This is a genomic window from Streptomyces sp. NPDC085946, assembly GCF_044540485.1.
GTDB lineage: Bacteria > Actinomycetota > Actinomycetes > Streptomycetales > Streptomycetaceae > Streptomyces.
Genome location: NZ_JBITSF010000029.1, coordinates 13,689 through 32,678 on the forward strand (window position 1 = coordinate 13,689; position 18,990 = coordinate 32,678).

Here is an 18,990-nt window from a genome sequence, read left to right on the forward strand (position 1 = left end):
CGGTGGTCATGCCCCGGTGTCGATGCCGCCGAGCAGCATGTCGTGGAAGTACCGGGCCACCTCGGCCGCCGAGCGTCCGCCGCCGGGCCGGAACCACTGGTAGGCCCAGTTGCACATGCCCAGGATCGCCATCGTGGTCATGCGAGGGTCGGGGATGCGGAACTGCCCGGCGGCGACGCCCCGTTCGAGAACGTCCAGCAGCATCCCCTCGTACCGGTCGCGCTTGTCGGCGATCTCCGCGCGGACCGGCTCGGGCAGCTCGCGGTAGTGCTCGAAGAACACGCGCAGGTGGCCGGGGTGGGTCTCCATCAGGGACACCAGGTCCGTCATGATGGCCAGTAGCAGACCGCGCGGGTCGAGCGAGCCCTCGTCGAGGCGGCGCTGCTGCGCGTCGATGATCAGGTCGATCATCTCCTGGTGCATCTGCACCAAGAGCGCGTCCTTGCTGGGGAAGTAGTAGTACAGCGACGCCTTGCGGATGCCGACCTGCTGGGCGATGGTCTCCATCGACGTCTCCGGGTAACCGCGGGTGTCGAACAGTCCGGCCGCGACCTTCATGATCTGCGCCTTGCGCTGCTCGCCCGGCATGCGCGTGCCGTCACTCCGTGCGTCCGCCACCACTGAACTCCCGTTTTCCGTCGTCTGCCCGCTCAATCTATGTCACGCGCCGCTCCGTGCGCCGGGCGCGGCATTCGGGGAGTGCCGTCCAGCGGGCGCAGCCCCAGGGCGTTCGTCAGACAGGCCACCTTGTGGTATTGCGTGACGACGAGCAGCAACTCCACGATCTCCTGCACGGTGTACTTCTGGGAGAGTGCCGCCCACAGGGCGTCGGAGACGGTGGAGTCGTCGTGGATCTCGTCGGCGAGCCGGATCACCAGGGCGTCGCGCGTCGGCCACGGGAAGGCGTCCCGCGGCGTTGCCGTCGCCTCGATCTCGGCCTCGCCCAGACCGGCCTCGGAGGCGAACATCCGCACATGGACGGCCCATTCCGTCTCCGCTCCGGCCCGGGCGCACACCCGCAGCACGGCGATCTCCCGCGTGCGCGCGTCGAGCGCGGGGGCGCCGAGGCAGGCGACGGTGGCCCGCCGCAGGTCGTCCAGGGCGGCGCGGCTGTGGGCCAGCGCCTCGAAGAGGGGGAGCGGGCGTCCGTCGGGGAGACGGTAGGGGTCGAGCAGCCGGCGGATCTCCGGATCGTCCGGCACGGGGTCGGCGAGGCGTCCGGTCATGCGAGGGCCGCCCGCCCCAGGCCCATCTCCGGCACGTCGTCCGGGACCCGCAGCGTGCAGGCGGTCTTCTCCTGAACGTCCGCCGGAGTGACGCCCGGAGCGGTCTCGCGCAGCACCAGCCCGTCGTCGGCCACGTCGAACACGGCCAGGTCGGTGATCACGCGGTGCACGACGCCCGCGCCGGTGAGCGGCAGGGTGCAGCGGTCGAGGATCTTGGGCTCGTCCTTGCGGGTGAGGTGCTCCATGGCCACGATCACCCGGCGGGCCCCGTGCACCAGGTCCATCGCCCCGCCCATGCCCTTGACCATCGCCCCGGGGACGGCCCAGCTCGCCAGATCTCCGGCCGCCGAGATCTGCATGGCGCCCAGCACGGCCACGTCGACGTGGCCGCCGCGGATCATGGAGAAGGAGGTGGCGGAGTCGAAGAACGACGCGCCCGGGAGCACCGTGACGGTCTCCTTGCCGGCGTTGATCAGATCGGGGTCGGCCTCGCCCGGCAGCGGGTAGTCCCCGGTGCCGAGGATGCCGTTCTCGCTGTGCAGCCGGACCCGGACCCCCGGCGGGAGCAGTCCGGGGACGAGCGTGGGCAGGCCGATGCCCAGATTGACGTATTGGCCGGTCCGCAGCTCCAGGGCGGCGCGCCGGGCGATCTGCTCCCGGGTCAGGCTCATCGGGTCGTTTCCTGCTCTGCGGCGGGCCGGCGTTCGGTCAGCTTCTCGATGCGCTTCTCGGCTCCCGGACCGTCCGGTCCGACCGGCACGACGCGCTGCACGAAGATGCCGGGCAGGTGTACCTCGTCGGGGTCCAGCTCGCCGGGCGCGTACAGCTCCTCCACCTCCGCGACGGTGAGGTGTCCCGCCATGGCGCACAGCGGGTTGAAGTTGCGGGCGGCGTGACGGAAGACGAGGTTGCCGTCCGTATCGCCCTTCCAGGCACGGACGAGGCCGAAGTCCGCCTGGGTGGCGCGCTCCATGACGTAGGTGCGGCCGTCGAAGACCTCCGTGCGCCGGGGCGGTGAGGCCAGCGCGACGGAGCCGTCGGACGCGTAACGCCAGGGCAGCCCGCCCTCGGCGATCTGGGTGCCCACTCCGGCCGGCGTGAAGAAGGCGGGGATGCCCGAGCCGGCGGCCCGCAGCCGCTCCGCGAGGGTGCTCTGCGGGATGAGCTCAACCTCAAGCTCGCCCGACAGATAGCGGCGGGCGAACTCCTTGTTGTCCCCGACGTAGGACGCGGTGACCCGGTCGATCTGCCCGGCCTCCAGCAGGATGCCGAGGCCCCAGCCGTCGACACCGCAGTTGTTGGACACCACGTGCAGTCCGCGCGGGCCCGCCGTGCGGAGCGCGTCGATCAGCAGGCTGGGAATGCCGCACGAGCCGAAGCCGCCGACGGCGAGGGTGGCCCCGTCGGGGACGTCGGCGACGGCCGCCAGGGGGTCGGTGACCACCTTGCTCAAGGTGATGTCGTCCGTCGTGGGCGCGCTGTTCTGGAGGGGATCCACTGGCATGACGGTTCGTCCTTCCGGTCCTGAACGGTTGTCGGTGGGTGTGGTGCGTCGAGCACGGTGAGAGGCCCGCGGCGCAGTCGGCCCGGCGCTGCGCCGGTGCCCGGCCGTGGCTCGGAGCCGGGCTGTTGACACTGCGGCGTACCGCACTCTACGTTACCTACCGTCCGGAAGGTAGATGACATGAGCCAGGAATCGGCGTCCACCGAGGCGCCCTCCGCCACCGCCCTGAAGCTGGTGAGCGGACTTCTCGCAGACGCGACCGCCATGGCCCGCTCGGGCCTCGCCTCTCCCGCCGACATCGACACCGCCATGCGGCTCGGGGCCGGCCACCCCGTCGGGCCCCTCGCCTTCCTGAGTGGTCTGGACCCACAGACCCGCGCACGCCACGGCCTCGCCGAACCGCCGCCCGCGGACACCGGGAGCGACCGGAGCGACCAGGTGCACGACGACGGAGCTTGGGACCACCCCGTGGGCATCGCCGGCACCGGCACCATGGCCTCGGGGATCACCGAGGCCCTGCTGCGCGCCGGCGTCCCCACCGTCGTCCTGGCCCGTTCCCAGGCCTCCGCCGAACGGCTGCGCGCGGGGGTCGCCGCGAGCATGGACGGAGCCGTCGCCAAGGGCCGGCTCACCGCGTCCGACCGGGACCGCGCCCTCTCCCTCCTCGAAGCGACCACCCGCCCCGACGACCTGGCCGGCTGCGGTCACGTCATCGAGGCCATCGCCGAACACCGTGACATCAAGAGGGAGTTGCTGGCGCGGCTCGACGCCACGCTGCCCGAGCCGACCGTCCTGGCCACCAACACCTCGTCCCTCACCGTCGGGGAGATCCGCGCGGACCTCCCCGAGCGGCGCACCGTCATCGCGCTGCACTTCTTCAACCCGGCCAAGGTCATGAAACTGGTCGAGGTCGTCGGCGCCGCACGGGACGCGGCCGTCTTCGACACGGCCTGCGCCTGGGTGCGCCGCATCGGAAAGGTGCCGGTGCGCTGCGGGGATGAGCGCGGCTTCGTCGTCAACCGTCTGCTGATCCCCTACCTGAATGACGCTGTACGGGCTCTCGACTCCGGCGCCTTCACGGCCGCCGAGGCCGACGCGCTGATGCGTCAGGCCCTCGGACACCCCATGGGCCCCTTCGAGCTGATCGACCTCATCGGCACCGATGTCACCGCCGCGGCCCAGGCCATGCTGTACGAGGCGTCGGGCGACCCGCGCCTGAAGCCCGCCGACGGCCTGCTGAGGCTGGTCGCCGATGGACGCCTCGGCCGCAAGAGCGGCAGCGGATTCCACGACCACACCACCCCCTCCTCCCGGAGCACGGCATGAGCACCCGCCCCACCCCCGACCCGTCCCTCACCGAGCGCAACGCCCTGTACATCGACGGAGACTGGCGATTCCCGGCCGGTGCGGCCACCGACGTGGTCGTCAACGCCGCCGACGGCACCGAACTCGGCATCGTGCCCCGCGGCACGGCCGCCGACGTGGACACCGCGGTCTCGGCGGCCCGAACGGCCACCGACGCCTGGGCCTCCTCCACGCCGGCCGAACGCGCCGAGGCGCTGCGCGCGCTGAGCGCGGCTCTCACCGAGCGGCAGGACGCGATCGCCCAGGTGATCAGCCTGGAGGTCGGCACCCCGCTGAAGATCTCCCAGCGGGTCCAGGTCGGCCTGCCCTCCGCCGTACTCAACGCCTTCGCGGACACGGTCTCCTCCTACGAGTGGGAGCACCAGGTCGGCAACTCGCTCGTCGTCCGTGAGGCGGCGGGCGTGGTCGGTGCGATCACGCCGTGGAACTACCCCCTGCACCAGCTGATCGCCAAGGTCGGCGGCGTCCTGGCCGCGGGCTGCGCGATCGTCGCGAAGCCGGCCGGGGTGGCCCCCTTGTCGGCCTTCGCGTTCGCCGACGTCTTCGCCGAGGTCTCGACGCGTCTCGGCCTGCCCGCCGGGCTGTTCAACCTGGTGTCCGGACCGGGCTCCGAGGTCGGCGAGGCGATCGCCGGGCACCCGGGCGTGGACGTCGTCTCCTTCACCGGATCCACCGAGGCCGGCGCGAAGGTCATGCGCACCGCCGCCGCGAACATCACGCGCGTCTCGCTCGAACTCGGCGGCAAGTCCGCCAACGTCATCCTCCCGGACGCGAACCTGGGCCGCGCCGTGAAGACGGGCGTGAACAACGCCTTCCTCAACTCCGGCCAGACCTGCTCGGCCTGGACCCGCATGCTGGTACCCCGCGAGAAGCAGGACGAGGTCGTCGAACTCGCCCGCGCCGCCGCCGAGCGGCTCACCCTCGGCCACCCCCTTGACCCGGCCACCCGGCTCGGCCCGCTCGCCTCCGCCCAGCAGCAGGAGACCGTGCGCGACTACATCCGGCTGGGCGAGACTGAGGGCGCCAAGCTCGTCATCGGCGGTCCGGAGAGCCCGGAGGGCCTCGCCGAGGGCTTCTACGTGCGCCCGACGATCTTCGCCGACGTCGACCCCTCCTCCAGGATCGCCCAGGAGGAGATCTTCGGCCCGGTGCTCGTCGTGATCCCCTTCGACAGCGAGGACGAGGCCGTCGCCATCGCCAACGACAGCCCCTACGGCCTGGCCGGCGGCGTGTGGAGCGGTGACGAGGACCGGGCCCTGGCCGTGGCCCGCCGTATCCGCACCGGTCAGGTCGACATCAACGGCGCGGCCTTTAACCCGGCCGCCCCCTTCGGCGGTTACAAGAAGTCGGGCCTGGGCCGGGAGTTCGGCACCCACGGCATCGACGAGTTCACCGAGACGAAGGCGATCCAGCGATGACCGCGCCCGCACCGCAGGCCACCGGCCATCTGCACACCATCAGCCGCTACTACGACGGGTGCAGCACCGGCGACGTCGACCTGATGCGCACCACCCTGGCCGACGACGTCGTCCACTTCTTCCTCGCCCTCAACCCCGGCTCGGCACCCGTGCGCGGCGGTGAGCACCTGGCCCGCTACTGGCGCAAGGTGCACGGGATGATCGACGCCGTCTGGATCGTGGACCACATCCTCGACGGGGACGCCGAAGCCGTCATCGAGTGGACGATGTTCTGGACCCCGCCCCGGACCGGGCGGCGCGTGGCCACGCGGGGCGCGGAGTGGTTCACGTTCGGCGAGGACGGCCGGATCACCGAGATCCGCTCGTACTACCGCCAGGAGACCGACCGGGACACCGAACTGGACGGCTTCCCGTACGCCGATCGCGGCTACTCCCGCCACGGTGCCGAGCACAGTGCGCGGCACCCCGGAACGATCGCCGAGGAGGCCCGGCGATGAGCACGGTGAACACGGTCCGCAAGGGACCGGTCGAGTGGATCGTCCTCGACCGCCCGGACCGGCTGAACGCCCTGGACAAGCCCACCCGCCGCGCCCTGCTGGCCGCCCTGCTCGGAGCGGAGGAGGCCCCGGAGGTCCGGTGCGTCGTTCTCACGGGCTCGGGCCGCGCCTTCTGCGTCGGCCAAGACCTCGCCGCACGCCACGAACTGGACGATGCCGGGACGACCGTACGGGACACGTACAACCCGCTCGTGACGGTGATCTCCACCATGGACACGCCCGTCGTCGCGGCGGTCAACGGCCTTGCGGTCGGCGCGGGCATGGGGCTGGCCCTGGTCTGCGACCTCGTGATCGCCGCCGAGGAGGCGAGCTTCGCCTGCTCCTTCGGCAAGGTCGGACTCGTTCCCGACACCGGTGTGTCCAGCGTGCTGGTCGGCGCCCTCGGGCACGCCCGTGCCTTCGATCTCGCGGTCACGGGCCGGTCGTTGCGCGCGACCGAGGCGCACGGACTCGGCCTGGTCAACGCCGTCGTCCCGACCGGTGACCTGGAGAAGGAAGCGCAGGCCCGGGCCGACGCGCTCGCGGCCGGGCCCGCCACCGCGCTGGCCCTCACCAAGCGGATCTTCCGTCTGGCCGCGCACGCCCCGCTCGCCGAGGTGATCGCCGCCGAGGCCGACGCGCAGGGTGTCGCCGCCCGAAGCCCCGAGCACGCCGAAGGGGTGGCGGCCTTCACCGAGAAACGGACCCCGCGCTTCACCACCGCACACTGAATGACGCCCGAACCGCACGCGCGGTCCCTTCCTCGCGCACCAGGAGCAGCCCACATGGTCATCGAGCACGCGGAACTCACCATTGTTCCGGGTCGCGAGGCCGCCTTCGAGAAGGCGTTCACCCTCGGCCACCAAGCGATCGCCAAGGCACCCGGGTACCAGTGGGCCCGGCTCGTCAGGCAGGTGGAGAAACCGAGCACCTACCTGCTCCTGGTCGGTTGGGAAACCATCGAGGCCCACACCGTCGAGTTCCGCAAATCCGACCTCTTCCGGCAGTGGCGCGGAGCGGTGGCCGAACACTTCGCCGGGCCTCCCAGCGTCACGCACTATGAAAACTCATGGGAAACCGGTCTGCCCACGTGACCTGTGGTGACGACCGGGTCGTGGTCCGGGCAGCCGTCGTGCGCTGGTAGGACCGCGGGCTTCCGTACCCTCCCCCCTCTGGAGTGACCGCCATGTCCGTCAGGCACACCCTGATCGCTCGCGCCATGCAGCTTGTCGCCGGCCGGTTCGTAGGCCCCATCCCCGAACTCCGGTTCACCGACCTGCCCGGACACACGCGCACGCTCACCGTCCCCACCGACTTGGGCTCCGTGCCCTGCACCGTCTATGAGCCCCGGCCGGAGCCCGGAACCCAGCCGCCTCCGGTCTTCCTGAACCTCCACGGCGGCGGTTTCGTCATCCGTCACCCCGAGCAGGACGATCACATCTGCCGTTACCTGGCGGCGAACGCCGGCTGCGTGGTCGTGAACGCCGACTACGCCACCGCCCCCCAGCACCCCTTCCCCACCGCCCCGCGGCAGGCGTACGGGGTGTGGCAGTGGCTCGTCGCCCATTCTGCCGCGCAGGGCTGGGACGGGACGCGGCTGGCCGTCGGCGGGCATAGCGCCGGCGGATCTCTCGCCGCAGGCGTCGCCCGCCAGGCCCGTGACAACGGCACGTTCGCCCCGCTCCTCCAGATCCTGGACTATCCCTCGACCAACCTGGCCAAGGACCCCGCCACGAAGCGGGCCCGCACCGGCAAACCCGTGATCAGCGTCCGCCAAGCCGCGCTCTTCACCAACGTCTACGTGCCCCGCACGGCCGATCGCCTGGACCCGCTCGCCTCCCCGGCCCTCGCCGACGACCTCGAAGGACTCGCACCCGCCCTCGTCATCACTGCCGAGTTGGACTCAATGCGCGACGAGGCCGACGACTACGCACAGGCGCTGGCCGCTGCGGGAGTCCCCGTGACCCACCGGGTCATGGAGGGCGCCGATCACGTCTTCACCCACCAAGGCCCGGCGGACGCGGCCAAGGAGGCCCTCGAGCTCATGGCCCAGTCATTGCGGACCGTCTTCTCCGACCAGCACCGCTGAGCACAGAGCTACGTCGGTACGGGCGGATGGGTGGGCGACCACTTTCGTCCGTGGTGCCGGTTCCGCCGGCGGCCGTCTCGTCACGAGCGAGCACCGTCCGGGACCGAGGAGGGCTTCTGGGATGCCGAGGGGTCGAGCGCGTCATGGCGGGTTTCCCGCATGCGCCACACGGCGACGGCCGCGATGGTGGCACCGGCGCACAGGAGCAGCGAGAGGGGAGTGCTGCCACGGCCGTACGAGGCGAGGAGGCTGCTCGCGATCAGCGGGGAGAAGCCGGCGCCGACCAGGGTGGCCGCCTGGTAACCGAGGGAGGCGCCGGTGTAGCGGACCTTCGTGCCGAACAGTTCGGCGATCAGCGCGCCGAGCGGGCCGTACATCGTGGACTGCGCGACTCCGTGCCCAGGGCGACGCGCCGATGCCGACGCAGGCGGCGAGCAGCACGGGCTTCGGCCGCCGCAGCACCTCCACGACGGGCGGCCGGCCCGCCGGTTCCCGCTTCATCTGGGCGAACAGCGGGCTTTCGGCGACCTTGAGGCGCACGAACAGGCCGACGGCCAGCAGGACGACGCTGAGCAGGAAGGGCACCCGCCAGCCCCAGGAACGGAAGTCGTCGTCGGGCAGGGTGGAGACGAGGGTGACCACGCCGGCCGAGAGCATCGAACCGAGTGGTGCGCCGAGCTGGGTGAAGCTGGACCACAGTCCGCGTCGGGAGCCCTGGGTGCGTTCGGCGTGTTCGACGACCATCAGGGTCGCGCCGCCCCACTCGCCGCCGATGGCGAGGCCCTGCACCACGCGAAGGGTGACCAGCAGCGCCGGTGCCCAGACGCCGATGGCGTCTTCTCGGCCTGCTCGGCCGGCCAGTCGTCCGGCAGGTGCTTGACCGGCAGCCTCGGATCGCGGCGGACGAGCTGCAGCCACTCCGTCTGCATCCGCAGCCGCAGGACCAACGCGTCGTCCGCGTCCGGTGTGCGCTTCTCGTGCGGCTTCCACCGCTTCACGAACACCTCGTAGGTGGTGGCGAGTTCGGACAGCTCGCAGGTCTCCTCGATCATCGCGCCGATGTCCGTCCCGACGTCGGCCTGGCCGTGGAACACCTTGACCTGCGCACCCAGATTCAGCTCGGCCAGCAAGGGCGCCACGTCGACCTCGCCGGGCGCGATCCACACCCCACCGAACAGCGGGCCGAAGCCGGACCACGTCAACCGCGAGCGCAGGTCGTGGCGTTGGCGCTGCCATGACTCCGGCAGTCAGAAGGCGAGCAGCGTCCAGGTGCCGTCCCACTGCCGGTTGACGGCACCGGTGTGCCAGATGCACCGCTCACCGTCGCGCAACACGGCCACGGACCGCTCGGTCAGCCCGAAGTACATCCGCCGCCCCTCGCGCTCGCGTCGCGGCAACCCCCTGTTGACATGCGGGTGAGCGCCGAACGTGTCGCATGCTCCGAGATCCCGGCCCGTGCGAAGACGTCGATGACACTGCCGGAGTACACGCACACATTCCGCCCGAGCACCTCGTCGCCCAGGAACGTCAGTATCAGGGACATGGGACGCAGCGGTTCTTCACCGGTCACGCGGTCCACAGTAACTCTGGAGATCAGCCGGCCGGACGCGGGACGGCCGGCGCGGGCGGCGGCCATGGTCGTCTCTGTCCAGGGTCCTCTCTGTCCACGCCCGACACCCTCCTCCCGCCCGCGGGACCGCATCGAACGCCGTCCCGCTCGTTCGCGGGAGCCGATCACGTGGTGCGCGCCCTGTCCGAGAATCGCCCTTCCAGCGGCCTGTTGGGGCCTGCGGACCTTTCTCCTTGACAGTGTCCGAGTGCTTGACCGCCGGTTTGTCCCCTCCTACATTCAGCCCGTTCATTCAGCGCACCTGCGGGCGATCAGCGAACTAGGTGATCGACGGACGCGGTGCGCATCCTTCTGCGACGGGTGAAACGTTGACTGACTCCGCAGACCCCGGACTCGGGCTCCAAGCCGACGGCCTCGTGGTCGACCGAGCCGGCCTTTCGATCCTCCGCGACGTTTCGGTAAGCGCTCGGCCAGGGCAGGTCTCGCTGGTCGTCGGACCCAACGGCGCGGGCAAGACGACTCTCCTGGAAGCCCTGTCGGGGGTGCTCCCGGTGACTGGTGGTCACGTCCGTGTCGCTGGTGCGGACGTGACCGGCTGGCGGTGTGTGCGACGTGCCGCCGCCGGACTCGTCCATGTCGAGCAGGGCCGTTCCGTCTTCCGTGAACTGACCACGGAGGAGAACCTCAAGGTCGCCGCCGCGAAGAGCGCGCCTCTCGACGAGGCCTACGAGCTCTTCCCGGAGCTGGTCAAACGCAAGAACGTGCAAGCGGGCCGGCTCTCCGGTGGTGAGCAGCAGATGGTCGCGGTCGCGAGGGCGTGGCTCCGCCGTCCGTCGGTTCTCCTCCTCGACGAGCTGTCCCTGGGGCTCGCGCCCGTCGTGGTGGTGAGGCTGCTCGCTGCCGTTCGGGAGCTGGCCGATCGTGGTGCCTCGGTGATCCTCGTGGAACAGTTCGCCGCGCTGGCGCTGGAGATCGCCGACGAGGTCTCGGTCCTCCGTGAAGGGCGCGTCGTCTTCAGCGGCGATGCCGCCGCACTGCGTGACGCTCCTGAACTCCTCCAGACGCTCTATCTGGGCAGTGTCGAAGAGCGGGTGGCGTGATGGCTCAAACCGCTTCCCTTCCCCTGGCTTCCAGGATTCCCGGGCCGATCCGTGGCGTCAGTGCCCCGCTGGTACTCGGCGCGGCACTGGTGGCCGTCTTCGTCATCGCTTCCGGACTCACCAGCTACTGGAGTCACGCGGTCATGACGGGCCTCATCAACGTGGTCCTCATGCTGAGTGCCGGGATCCTCACGGGCCGGCTGGGCGTGCTCGCCCTGGGGCAGCTGACCTTCGCCGGCATCGGGGCCATGGTCACTCTCCAGTGCGCCGTCTCCGGGGTGCCGGGCGGCCTCCTGGTGTGGATGCTGATCGGCGCCGTCGCGACCGTGCCCGCGGGTCTGTTCCTAGGCCTGATCTCGACACGCCTGCGCGGAGCCACCTTCGCGATCGCGCTGTTCTCGGTCGCGGCCACCGCGGACGTCGTGTGGGGCGTCACGCAGTTCCCCGGAAACGCGACGGGCCTCTACGTGGACCGTCCCGCGTTCCTGAGCGATGACAGCAGCTACCTGGCGTTCGTCACCGTGATCGTCGGAGCACTGATGCTCCTCCTCTGGCTGATCGACCGGAACCGTCTCGGCACCTCGTGGGTCGAGGTGGGTCACGCCGAGCGTGCGGCCGCGGCCCGGGGCGTCAACGTGCTGACCGCCAAGCTGGCCGCGTTCGCACTGAGCGCGCTCCTCGCCGGGCTCGCGGGCGGCCTGTTCGTCGGGCAACAGGGCTCCGCCACGCCGGCCGGCTTCAACAGCGTCGCCTCGCTGAGTCTCTTCTCGGTGGCGGTCATCCTGGGTGTCCACCACGCGGAGTCGGCGCTGCTCGGCGGCCTGCTTCTGGCCCTGCTGCCGGCAGTGCTGGTCGAGACGGGAGTGCCGACCCACTACGCCACCGTGTTCTTCGGCCTGACGGCCGCCGTCGTCCTGAAGGCCGGCAAAGGGCAAGCCGGCCAGAGCGACATGATCCGCCAGAAGTTCCGGGCCCGAAGAACCAGGGAGCTGCTGCAGGCCAAGCAGGTCCAACGGGTGACCGCTCCGGAGGCCGCGCAGCTCTCGGGCGTCGCCGTCGACGAGCCAGGGGGGACTGCTCTCGAAGTCACCGGTCTCACTGTTTCCTTCGGTGCCGTCCGTGCTCTGGAAGACGTCACCTTCCGCGTCGAGCCGGGTGAGATCGTCGGCCTGCTGGGTCCCAACGGGGCCGGGAAGTCCACGCTCATCGACGCCGTCACCGGATTCGCCGAACGCCATGACGGCGAGGTGCTGGTAGCGGAGACGAGCGTGGTGGGCCAGGCGCCGCATACGCGGACCAAGGCCGGGGTGCGGCGCAGCTTCCAGCAACTTCTGGTGCCGCCTTCCCTCACCGTGGCGGCCTTCCTGCGCAGCGTCGCGGCCAGGCATCTGAGCGACACGGATGTGGACGCGTACCTGGACTGGTTCGACGGCCCTCCGCGGGAGGCCCGCATGGGAGCCCTCGACGTCGGAACCCGCCGGATCGTGGAGGTCGCGGGCCTGGCGGCGTCCCGGGCGCGGGTGATCTTCCTGGATGAGCCGGCCGCCGGCCAGGCAGCCGCGGAGTCCGCGCGCCTCGCGAAGGCCGTCTCATTGATCCCGCGGATCTCGGGAAGCACCGTCGTGGTCGTCGAGCACGACATCTCTTTCATCCGCGAGGCCTGTCATTCACTGATGGTCCTCGACGGCGGCCGCGTCATCGCCCGCGGCGAGCCGGACGACGTTCTCTCCCGGCCCGAGGTCGCAGAAGCCTACCTCGGGACACGAGTGCCGGTTCCTACCGCGCCGGCGACTTCCGAATCCGAAGGACAGTGAGAAGAAGATGACACATGTGAAGAACCCAGTGTCCGGCAAGCGCCGCGCGTACCGGGGGACGACCACGGCGGCCGGTACCGCCCTCGTGCTGTTCGCAGCCGTCTCGTGCGGCTCCAGTGACAGTGGAGACGGCACCTCGGGACCGATCAAGCTCGGGGCCATCGTGTCCCTCGGCGGCAGCTCTCACGCCTTCGGGCCCACCAAGATCGACAAGACGGTCGATGCCTACTTCGAAGACGTGAACGCGGCGGGCGGTATCGACGGCCGAAAGATCGAGTACTCGGTCGTCGACGATTCCGGGACGCCGAACGGTGCGGCGCAGGCCGCCCGCAAGCTCGTCGGGGACGGGGTCGTCGCCCTTGTGGGCGGAGCCAGCTACGCGTCGTGCGCCACGAACGAGGGCTACTACAAGCAGAACGACATCAGTGCGATCGAGGCCATCGGCGCCACCGAGCGCTGTGTGACAAGCAGCAACATCACGCAGGTCAACCCCAGTCCTCCCACCGAGTTCAAGCTCATGCTGAAGTTCGGGTCGGAGGAGTTGAACCTCACCCGTCAGTGCGTCATCAAGACGGCCACTTCGCTCAGTGAGGCCTTCAGGAAGGCGGCTCCCGAGGTCGAGGCGAAGACCGGGGACAAACTGGCGTTCCAGGACTACAGCGTTCCGGAGAATCAGACCGACTACACCCCTGACCTGCTCAAGGCGAAGTCGGCCGGATGCCAGTCCATCCTGATCGCCGGCGGTCCGCAGCAGACACCGGCGGTGGCACAGCAGATGCAGACGCAAGGTATGGACGACGTGGTTCTGCTGCAGATGAGCGGCTCCTACGACACCGCGGTGGGCAAGGCGCTGGCCAAGTTCAAGATACCGATGTACGCCGGGTCCTCATTCGCGCCCTCCGACACTTCTAGCCAGGACATGCGGGACTACACCGACTTCATGGCCGAGCACGACCTGCCGGTCAGCAGCTTCACCGAGGGTGCCTACCTCTCCGCGAAGTACACCGTCGACGTGTTGAAGGGCATGGACGGCCCGATCACGGCGGAGACGGTCAGCAAGGCGCTCTCGGACATGTCACCGATCAAGAACGATCTCGCCGGGACTCCGTTCGAGTTCGGAGCCTCGAACGACGCGATCATGGTCGGCAAACTGGAGAACGGCGTGTGGAAGCCGGTGTCCGGCACTTGGTTCACCTGGAAGTGATGTCCGTGTGCCGTAGAGAAAAGATCAGGTGACAGCATGCTTTTCCTCGCTACCGCGATCTCCGGGCTGGCAGCCGGGGCTGCCTATGCCCTGGTCGGCCTGACCACGCTCATGACCTACCGGTTCGTGGCCGTCATCAACTTCGCGCAGACGTCGGTCGGCGCGATGGGCGCCTTCGTGATGGCCGACCTGTGGGGCAACGGTACGTCCCTCTGGCTCGCCCTCCCCATCGGCGTCCTCCTGGCGGCGGTACTCAACCTGGCGATCGGCGCCGTTCTCATCACGTGGTTCGCCGACGGCACCACGGTCGTCAAGACCGCCGTCACGATCTCCCTGTTCACCGCCCTCATCGCCCTGGGCGGACGCTTCTTCAACGCCCAGGATCCGCGGACGCTCCCGGCGCCGTTCGAGTCGGCGGCGGTCCATGTGGCCGGCGTGGCCGTCACCTGGCTCGTGGTGGTGACCGTCCTGGCGGCGATTGCGCTGACGTTCGCTTCGAGCTGGGTGCTGCAGCGCACCCGCCTCGGACTCCGCCTGAGGGCTCTGTCCGACCGTCCGAAGACCGCGGAACTCATCGGTGTCCCGTCCGGTCCGATCGCCATGCTGGTGTGGGCCGGCTCGGGCGCGCTGACCGCCCTGGCCCTCATCCTCGTCGCGCCGCTCTTCCCGGCCGACTTCGAAACCCTGGCGATGCTCGCCACCGGCGCCTTCGCCGCCGCACTCGTGGGCTCCTTCCGGAGCTTCCCCTTGACGCTGGCCGGCGGCCTGGTCATCGGTGCGCTCCAGGGATCCCTCAACTCCATCAGCGAACTGCAGCCCTACCGCGGAGCCGTACCCCTCCTGTTCATCCTCGCCGCGGTGCTGTGGACCAACCGCTCCGCTCGTTGGGAGGCCCCGGCACAGGCGTGACGGCCAAGGTTCGTCCCCGGGCCGTCGTCACCTCGTACACATCTCCGCGCGTGGCCACCTCCGGCTCGCGCGGAGATGCCGTGCCGGCCCGGGCGGATCGCCGCGAGCCGGTCCGCGTTCCCGGTGCTACGCCGCAGCGTGCGGTGACAGCGACTCGGGGTGGAACTGCTCGACGCGGTCGCGCTTGGTGTACATGCTCCAGTAGTGCTCGGCGAGGTCGTCCGGGTCGACGACCGGGAACTGCGGACCGTCGGGCGTCTCGAAGTCGCCCGCTTCGACCCGGGCGGCCGCCTCGCTGCGCGTGATCAGCGCGCCGATGGTCAGGGCGCCGGCGTAGATGCCCTTCCCGGCCAGCTCGCCGTTGAGGGAGTACAGGTAGTTGCGGGTGGCGGACATGACCGGTCCCAAGCCGCTGAGGTGGGGCATCGGCAGGGCTGCCGAGGAGCCCTGCGCCAGCAGGAAGGCGCCGTCGCCGCGTTCGGTCCACTCGGGGAGCACGGCCTTGACCACCTCGACCGGGGTGAGCAGCAGGAGCGGGATCAGGCCCTCCAGGGTGGCGGCGTCCAGCTCGGCGGCCGCGGTGAATCCCTGGTTGCCGCCGATCGGCGCGTACTCGACCACGTCGATCCGGCCGAAGCGGTCACGGATCGCCCCGACGAGAGCGGGTACGTCCGCAGGCTTGGAGAGGTCGGCGGAGAAGGCGGCCGCCTCGATGCCTTCGCCGGCGAGTTCTTCGACAAGGGTGTCCAGCCGGTCCTTGCGGCGGGCCACCAGGGCGACCCGGAAACCCTCCCGGCCGAAGCGGCGGGCCACGGACACACCCAGGCCGGTACCGGCACCGAAGACGGCGATCACTTTGGACATGGTTTGCTCCTTTTGCTGTGCATTTAGAGATAAATAGGTAAATTTGTCATTCTTGCGGTGGTGATGCGCGTGCTCGCGTAGTCCTGCGGGCTACCGGTCGCCGGTCCTGTCCGCCACCGAACGCGGCGGCAGGGTCTTGGGTACGGCCTGGTCGAACTCCTCCTGGGTCAGCGCGCGGTGCGGCAGGGGGCTGGGGGCCTCCCTCCGGGCGCGCAGGCCGTCGAGGACGAGGGCGAGGTACCGCTGCCACAGATCGGGCGTCACAGCCAGGGTGTGGTGGGCCGCGGCTCCGATCATGAGCTGAAGGAGGGGGACGTCAGTCGCCTCGATGTCGTTGCGGAGCGAGCCCTCCTGTTGCGCGCGGGCGATGAGGGCGCTGAGCGCGGGGGTGAGGCGCTCCCGTGTGGTGGCGACCCGGTTCTGGGCGTGCGCGCCTTCGAGCAGGACCTCCTTCAGCCCGCGGTCCTCGGCGAAATCCCGGCCGGTGAGGGTGAGGAACTGGACCAGTCCCTCCCAGGCGTCTTCGTGGGAGAGGGCCTGCTCGGCGAGGGTGACCACGCGCTGGATCTCGCTGTCGAAGACCGCCTCGATGAGTGCCTCGCGGTCGGCGAAGCGGCGGTAGACGGTGCCGACGCCGACGCCCGCGTGGTGGGCGATGTCGTCGAGAGTGACCTCCAGCCCTCTGCGGGCGAAGACCTCTTGGGCTGCGGCGATGATGCGCTGCCGGTTGCGTTCCGCGTCGGCCCGCAGGGGGCGGGTCCGGGGCGGGCTTCCGGCGGGCTGAACGGGGGCGGTCCTGCGGCTCATGGCTCCACTGTACTCGTTAAGTGGAGATGGCGTCTCCGATTAGTGTTACGGTGGGACGCGTAACTGGAGATACCTTCTCCACTTGCCCTCTCTCGTCTTCGGAGACCTTGTGAGCACCCTTTCGACCGATGCCGGCCCCCCGAAGGCCGATCATCGAGCCACGAACCCGCACCACGGCCGGCGCTGGCTGATCCTCGCGGTCATCGCGGTCGCCCAGCTGATGGTGGTGCTGGACGCCACCATCGTGAACATCGCGCTGCCGTCCGCCCAGCAGGACCTGGGCTTCTCGAACGAGAACCGGCAGTGGATCGTCACCGCCTACTCCCTGGCCTTCGGCAGCCTGTTGCTTCTCGGCGGGCGGATAGCCGACCTCATCGGCCGCAAGATGACCCTGCTGATCGGCCTGGTCGGTTTCGCCGGAGCCTCCGCGCTGGCCGGCGCGGCGACGGGCTTCGGTGTCCTGGTGACCGGTCGCGCGCTGCAGGGCGTCTTCGGCGCCCTGCTGGCGCCGACCGCGCTGGCACTGCTGACGACGACGTTCACCACCGCCAAGGAGCGGGCCAAGGCGTTCGGCATCTTCGGTGCGGTCGCCGGTGCGGGCGGCGGTTTCGGGCTGCTGCTGGGTGGCGTGCTGACCGACGGCCTCAGCTGGCGCTGGTGCCTGTACGTGAACCTCCTCTTCGCCGCCGTCGCCTTCGTCGGCGCCCTGGTGCTGCTGCCGCGCCACCGCCGGGAGCAGGGTGTGAAGATCGACGTGCCCGGCACGATCACGGTGACCGCGGGTCTGTTCGCCCTGGTCTACGGGTGCGCCAACGCGGAGACGGACGGCTGGGGCGCCACGGGCACCTGGGGCTTCCTGGTGGCGGGTGCCGTGCTGATCGCGGTGTTCTGCTGGCTGCAGACACGGGTCGCGCACCCGTTGCTGCCGCTGCGCGTCCTCCTGGACCGTGACCGGGGTGCCGCCTCCATCGGCATCTTCATCTCCGCGGCCGGCATGTTCGGTGTGAACCTGTTCCTCACGTACTACCTCCAGCAGACGCTGCACTACTCGCCGCTGGAGACCGGTCTGGCGTACCTGCCGATGGTCGGCGTGCTCATGGTGGTCTCCACCGTGGCGACCAGCGTCCTGAACGCGCGCTTCGGCCCCAAGCCGATCGTGCCCGTCGGTATGGTTCTGGCGGCGGCCGGTCTTCTCTGGCTCACCGGGCTGGACGCCGGCTCCTCCTACGCCGCGCACGTCCTGCCCCCGCTGCTGCTCTTCGCTGTCGGCCTCGGTCTGGTCCTGCCCCTGTGCATGAGCGCCGCCACCTCGGGCATCGACCCGGCGGACGCCGGTGTCGGCTCGGCGAGCGTCAACACCATGCAGCAGGTCGGCGGATCCATCGGCACCGCCCTGCTCAGCTCCCTCGCGGCCAGTGCCGCCAGTGACTACGTCGCCGGGAAGAAGCCCACCGCCGAGGTGATCGGCCAGTCCGCCCTGGAGAGCTACTCGACCGCCTACTCGTGGTCCGCCGTCTTCTTCGTCGTCGGAGCGGTCATCTGCGGGCTGCTCTTCCGCCGCGGCGCCCCGAAGGTGGACCCGGACGCCGCCCCCGTCGTCCACATGTGACGCAGCGGCCACCCCGTTCGACAGCACAGGACCGGCCGCCGGCGCTGCGAAGCTCGCAGCGCCGGCAGCCGGTCCTGTGGGGCGGGTGTGACCTCACTGCGCGCCTGAGGGCTTGCGTACGGCCGACGGCTCGCCGGTCTCCAGGGAGTGCAGGCGGGCCTTGACCGCCCCGATGGTCTCTTCGGGGTGGGTGAGGACGAAGAAGCGGTCGTTGAGGATCGCGTCGACGACCTGGTCCGCGGTGACCGACGGGTCGAGCCCGTTGTCCCGCATCGCACCGCGGATCATGTCGAGGACCGCCCGCCGCTCCGGGGCCTCGGACAGGGGCACGCCCTCGGGCCGGTTGCGCTCGGCGTCGGCCATGCGGGACTTCGTCATACCGGGCACCAGCAGGGACACCCCGACGGGCTCACCGGCGGTGCGCAGCTCGATGTCGAGGTTCTCCGACAGGGCGTGCACGGCGAACTTCGAGACCGAGTAGGGCGCGAACGTCGGGAGCCCCGTGGCGAACGCGGCGGTCGAGGCGGTGTTGACGATGTGCCCCTCGCCTTGTTCCTTCAGCAGGGGCAGGAACGTCCGGCAGCCGTGGAGGACGCCCCAGAAGTTGACCTTCAGTACCCATTCCCAGGTGCTGAGCGGGATGTCGAGGAACGGTGCGCCGCTCTCGACGCCGGCGTTGTTGCACATGACGTGGACGCCGCCGAAGCGGTCGAGCGTGGCCCGGGCCAGCGCCTCGACGTCCTCGGCCCGGGACACGTCGGTACGCACCCCGTGGACCTGGGCTCCGTCGGCGCCCAGGGAGGCGACCGCCTCGTCCAGGGCCTTCTCCTCGATGTCCGCGATCACCACCTTCATGCCTTCGGCGACGAAGCGTTGAGCGAGGGCGTAGCCGATGCCGCTGGCGCCGCCGGTGACGACCGCCACGCGGCCCCGGAGTTCCTTCATCACACGGTTCCCTTCTCGTACGGACTGGCG

The 18,990-nt window shown here is 70.2% G+C and carries 18 protein-coding genes and 2 pseudogenes; 11 read left to right on the forward strand and 9 right to left on the reverse strand.

The window, feature by feature from the left end; genetic code table 11:
• Window positions 1–6: 6 nt before the first annotated feature.
• Genes ACIF8T_RS35150 through ACIF8T_RS35165 form a run of 4 tightly spaced genes read right to left on the reverse strand, consistent with a single transcriptional unit; the run spans window position 7 to window position 2,685 of the window.
• On the reverse strand, window positions 7–618 hold the full coding sequence (locus tag ACIF8T_RS35150; RefSeq protein WP_400040854.1) for a TetR/AcrR family transcriptional regulator: 612 nt from the start codon (window positions 616–618) through the stop codon (window positions 7–9).
• A gap of 32 nt (window positions 619–650) precedes the next feature.
• Complete coding sequence (locus ACIF8T_RS35155; protein ID WP_400040856.1) at window positions 651–1,226, reverse strand: carboxymuconolactone decarboxylase family protein; 576 nt, start codon at window positions 1,224–1,226, stop codon at window positions 651–653.
• A complete protein-coding gene (locus ACIF8T_RS35160; RefSeq protein ID WP_400040858.1) occupies window positions 1,223–1,897 on the reverse strand; it encodes a CoA transferase subunit B in 675 nt (224 codons plus the stop codon). Before ACIF8T_RS35160 ends, ACIF8T_RS35155 begins: the two co-directional genes overlap by 4 nt.
• Window positions 1,894–2,685, reverse strand: a complete 792-nt coding sequence (locus ACIF8T_RS35165) for a CoA transferase subunit A (RefSeq protein ID WP_400040949.1) — start codon at window positions 2,683–2,685, stop codon at window positions 1,894–1,896. The genes ACIF8T_RS35160 and ACIF8T_RS35165 overlap by 4 nt, the downstream gene beginning before the upstream one ends.
• Window positions 2,686–2,910: 225 nt before the next feature.
• Between ACIF8T_RS35165 and ACIF8T_RS35170 the strand changes: the two genes are divergently transcribed.
• From ACIF8T_RS35170 to ACIF8T_RS35195, 6 genes are all read left to right on the forward strand, one after another.
• On the forward strand, window positions 2,911–4,056 hold the full coding sequence (locus ACIF8T_RS35170; protein ID WP_400040860.1) for a 3-hydroxyacyl-CoA dehydrogenase NAD-binding domain-containing protein: 1,146 nt from the start codon (window positions 2,911–2,913) through the stop codon (window positions 4,054–4,056).
• A complete protein-coding gene (locus ACIF8T_RS35175) occupies window positions 4,053–5,513 on the forward strand; it encodes an aldehyde dehydrogenase family protein (RefSeq protein WP_400040862.1) in 1,461 nt (486 codons plus the stop codon). The genes ACIF8T_RS35170 and ACIF8T_RS35175 overlap by 4 nt, the downstream gene beginning before the upstream one ends.
• Window positions 5,510–6,010, forward strand: coding sequence for a nuclear transport factor 2 family protein (locus tag ACIF8T_RS35180; protein ID WP_400040863.1), 501 nt, complete (start codon window positions 5,510–5,512; stop codon window positions 6,008–6,010). Before ACIF8T_RS35175 ends, ACIF8T_RS35180 begins: the two co-directional genes overlap by 4 nt.
• Window positions 6,007–6,780 (forward strand): enoyl-CoA hydratase/isomerase family protein, encoded by a 774-nt coding sequence (locus ACIF8T_RS35185; RefSeq protein ID WP_400040865.1) that lies wholly within the window; start codon window positions 6,007–6,009, stop codon window positions 6,778–6,780. Before ACIF8T_RS35180 ends, ACIF8T_RS35185 begins: the two co-directional genes overlap by 4 nt.
• A gap of 54 nt (window positions 6,781–6,834) precedes the next feature.
• Entirely contained in the window at window positions 6,835–7,143 is a 309-nt protein-coding gene (locus ACIF8T_RS35190) for an antibiotic biosynthesis monooxygenase family protein (protein WP_400040867.1), read from the forward strand.
• A gap of 92 nt (window positions 7,144–7,235) precedes the next feature.
• Entirely contained in the window at window positions 7,236–8,138 is a 903-nt protein-coding gene (locus ACIF8T_RS35195) for an alpha/beta hydrolase (RefSeq protein ID WP_400040868.1), read from the forward strand.
• Between the two features lie 80 nt (window positions 8,139–8,218).
• On the opposite strand, the pseudogene ACIF8T_RS35200 reads toward ACIF8T_RS35195, so the two are convergent.
• Window positions 8,219–8,999 (reverse strand): annotated as a pseudogene (locus ACIF8T_RS35200) (MFS transporter); the annotation flags it as partial.
• Window positions 8,972–9,681 (reverse strand): annotated as a pseudogene (locus tag ACIF8T_RS35205) (PaaX family transcriptional regulator C-terminal domain-containing protein); the annotation flags it as partial. The pseudogenes ACIF8T_RS35200 and ACIF8T_RS35205, both read right to left, overlap by 28 nt.
• Window positions 9,682–10,076: 395 nt before the next feature.
• Between ACIF8T_RS35205 and ACIF8T_RS35210 the strand changes: the two are divergent.
• The 4 genes from ACIF8T_RS35210 to ACIF8T_RS35225 are packed head-to-tail and all read left to right on the forward strand — an operon-like array spanning window position 10,077 to window position 14,735.
• Complete coding sequence (locus tag ACIF8T_RS35210; RefSeq protein WP_400040870.1) at window positions 10,077–10,808, forward strand: ABC transporter ATP-binding protein; 732 nt, start codon at window positions 10,077–10,079, stop codon at window positions 10,806–10,808.
• Window positions 10,808–12,622: an ATP-binding cassette domain-containing protein gene (locus ACIF8T_RS35215; protein ID WP_400040951.1), complete on the forward strand. Its 1,815-nt coding sequence runs from the start codon at window positions 10,808–10,810 to the stop codon at window positions 12,620–12,622. Before ACIF8T_RS35210 ends, ACIF8T_RS35215 begins: the two co-directional genes overlap by 1 nt.
• Window positions 12,623–12,629: 7 nt before the next feature.
• Entirely contained in the window at window positions 12,630–13,826 is a 1,197-nt protein-coding gene (locus ACIF8T_RS35220; RefSeq protein ID WP_400040871.1) for an ABC transporter substrate-binding protein, read from the forward strand.
• 36 nt (window positions 13,827–13,862) lie between these two features.
• The gene (locus ACIF8T_RS35225; protein WP_400040873.1) at window positions 13,863–14,735 is read left to right on the forward strand and encodes a branched-chain amino acid ABC transporter permease; all 873 of its coding nucleotides are present in this window, start codon (window positions 13,863–13,865) and stop codon (window positions 14,733–14,735) included.
• Window positions 14,736–14,861: 126 nt separating this feature from the next.
• Here the strand turns inward: ACIF8T_RS35225 and ACIF8T_RS35230 are convergent, their stop codons facing one another.
• Both ACIF8T_RS35230 and ACIF8T_RS35235 read right to left on the reverse strand, forming a co-directional pair.
• The gene (locus ACIF8T_RS35230; protein WP_400040875.1) at window positions 14,862–15,599 is read right to left on the reverse strand and encodes an SDR family NAD(P)-dependent oxidoreductase; all 738 of its coding nucleotides are present in this window, start codon (window positions 15,597–15,599) and stop codon (window positions 14,862–14,864) included.
• A gap of 90 nt (window positions 15,600–15,689) precedes the next feature.
• Window positions 15,690–16,406 (reverse strand): TetR/AcrR family transcriptional regulator, encoded by a 717-nt coding sequence (locus ACIF8T_RS35235; protein ID WP_400040877.1) that lies wholly within the window; start codon window positions 16,404–16,406, stop codon window positions 15,690–15,692.
• A gap of 109 nt (window positions 16,407–16,515) precedes the next feature.
• Between ACIF8T_RS35235 and ACIF8T_RS35240 the strand changes: the two genes are divergently transcribed.
• Window positions 16,516–18,015, forward strand: coding sequence for an MFS transporter (locus tag ACIF8T_RS35240; RefSeq protein WP_400040879.1), 1,500 nt, complete (start codon window positions 16,516–16,518; stop codon window positions 18,013–18,015).
• Window positions 18,016–18,108: 93 nt separating this feature from the next.
• Here the strand turns inward: ACIF8T_RS35240 and ACIF8T_RS35245 are convergent, their stop codons facing one another.
• On the reverse strand, window positions 18,109–18,960 hold the full coding sequence (locus tag ACIF8T_RS35245) for an SDR family NAD(P)-dependent oxidoreductase (protein WP_400040881.1): 852 nt from the start codon (window positions 18,958–18,960) through the stop codon (window positions 18,109–18,111).
• Window positions 18,961–18,990: the final 30 nt, after the last annotated feature.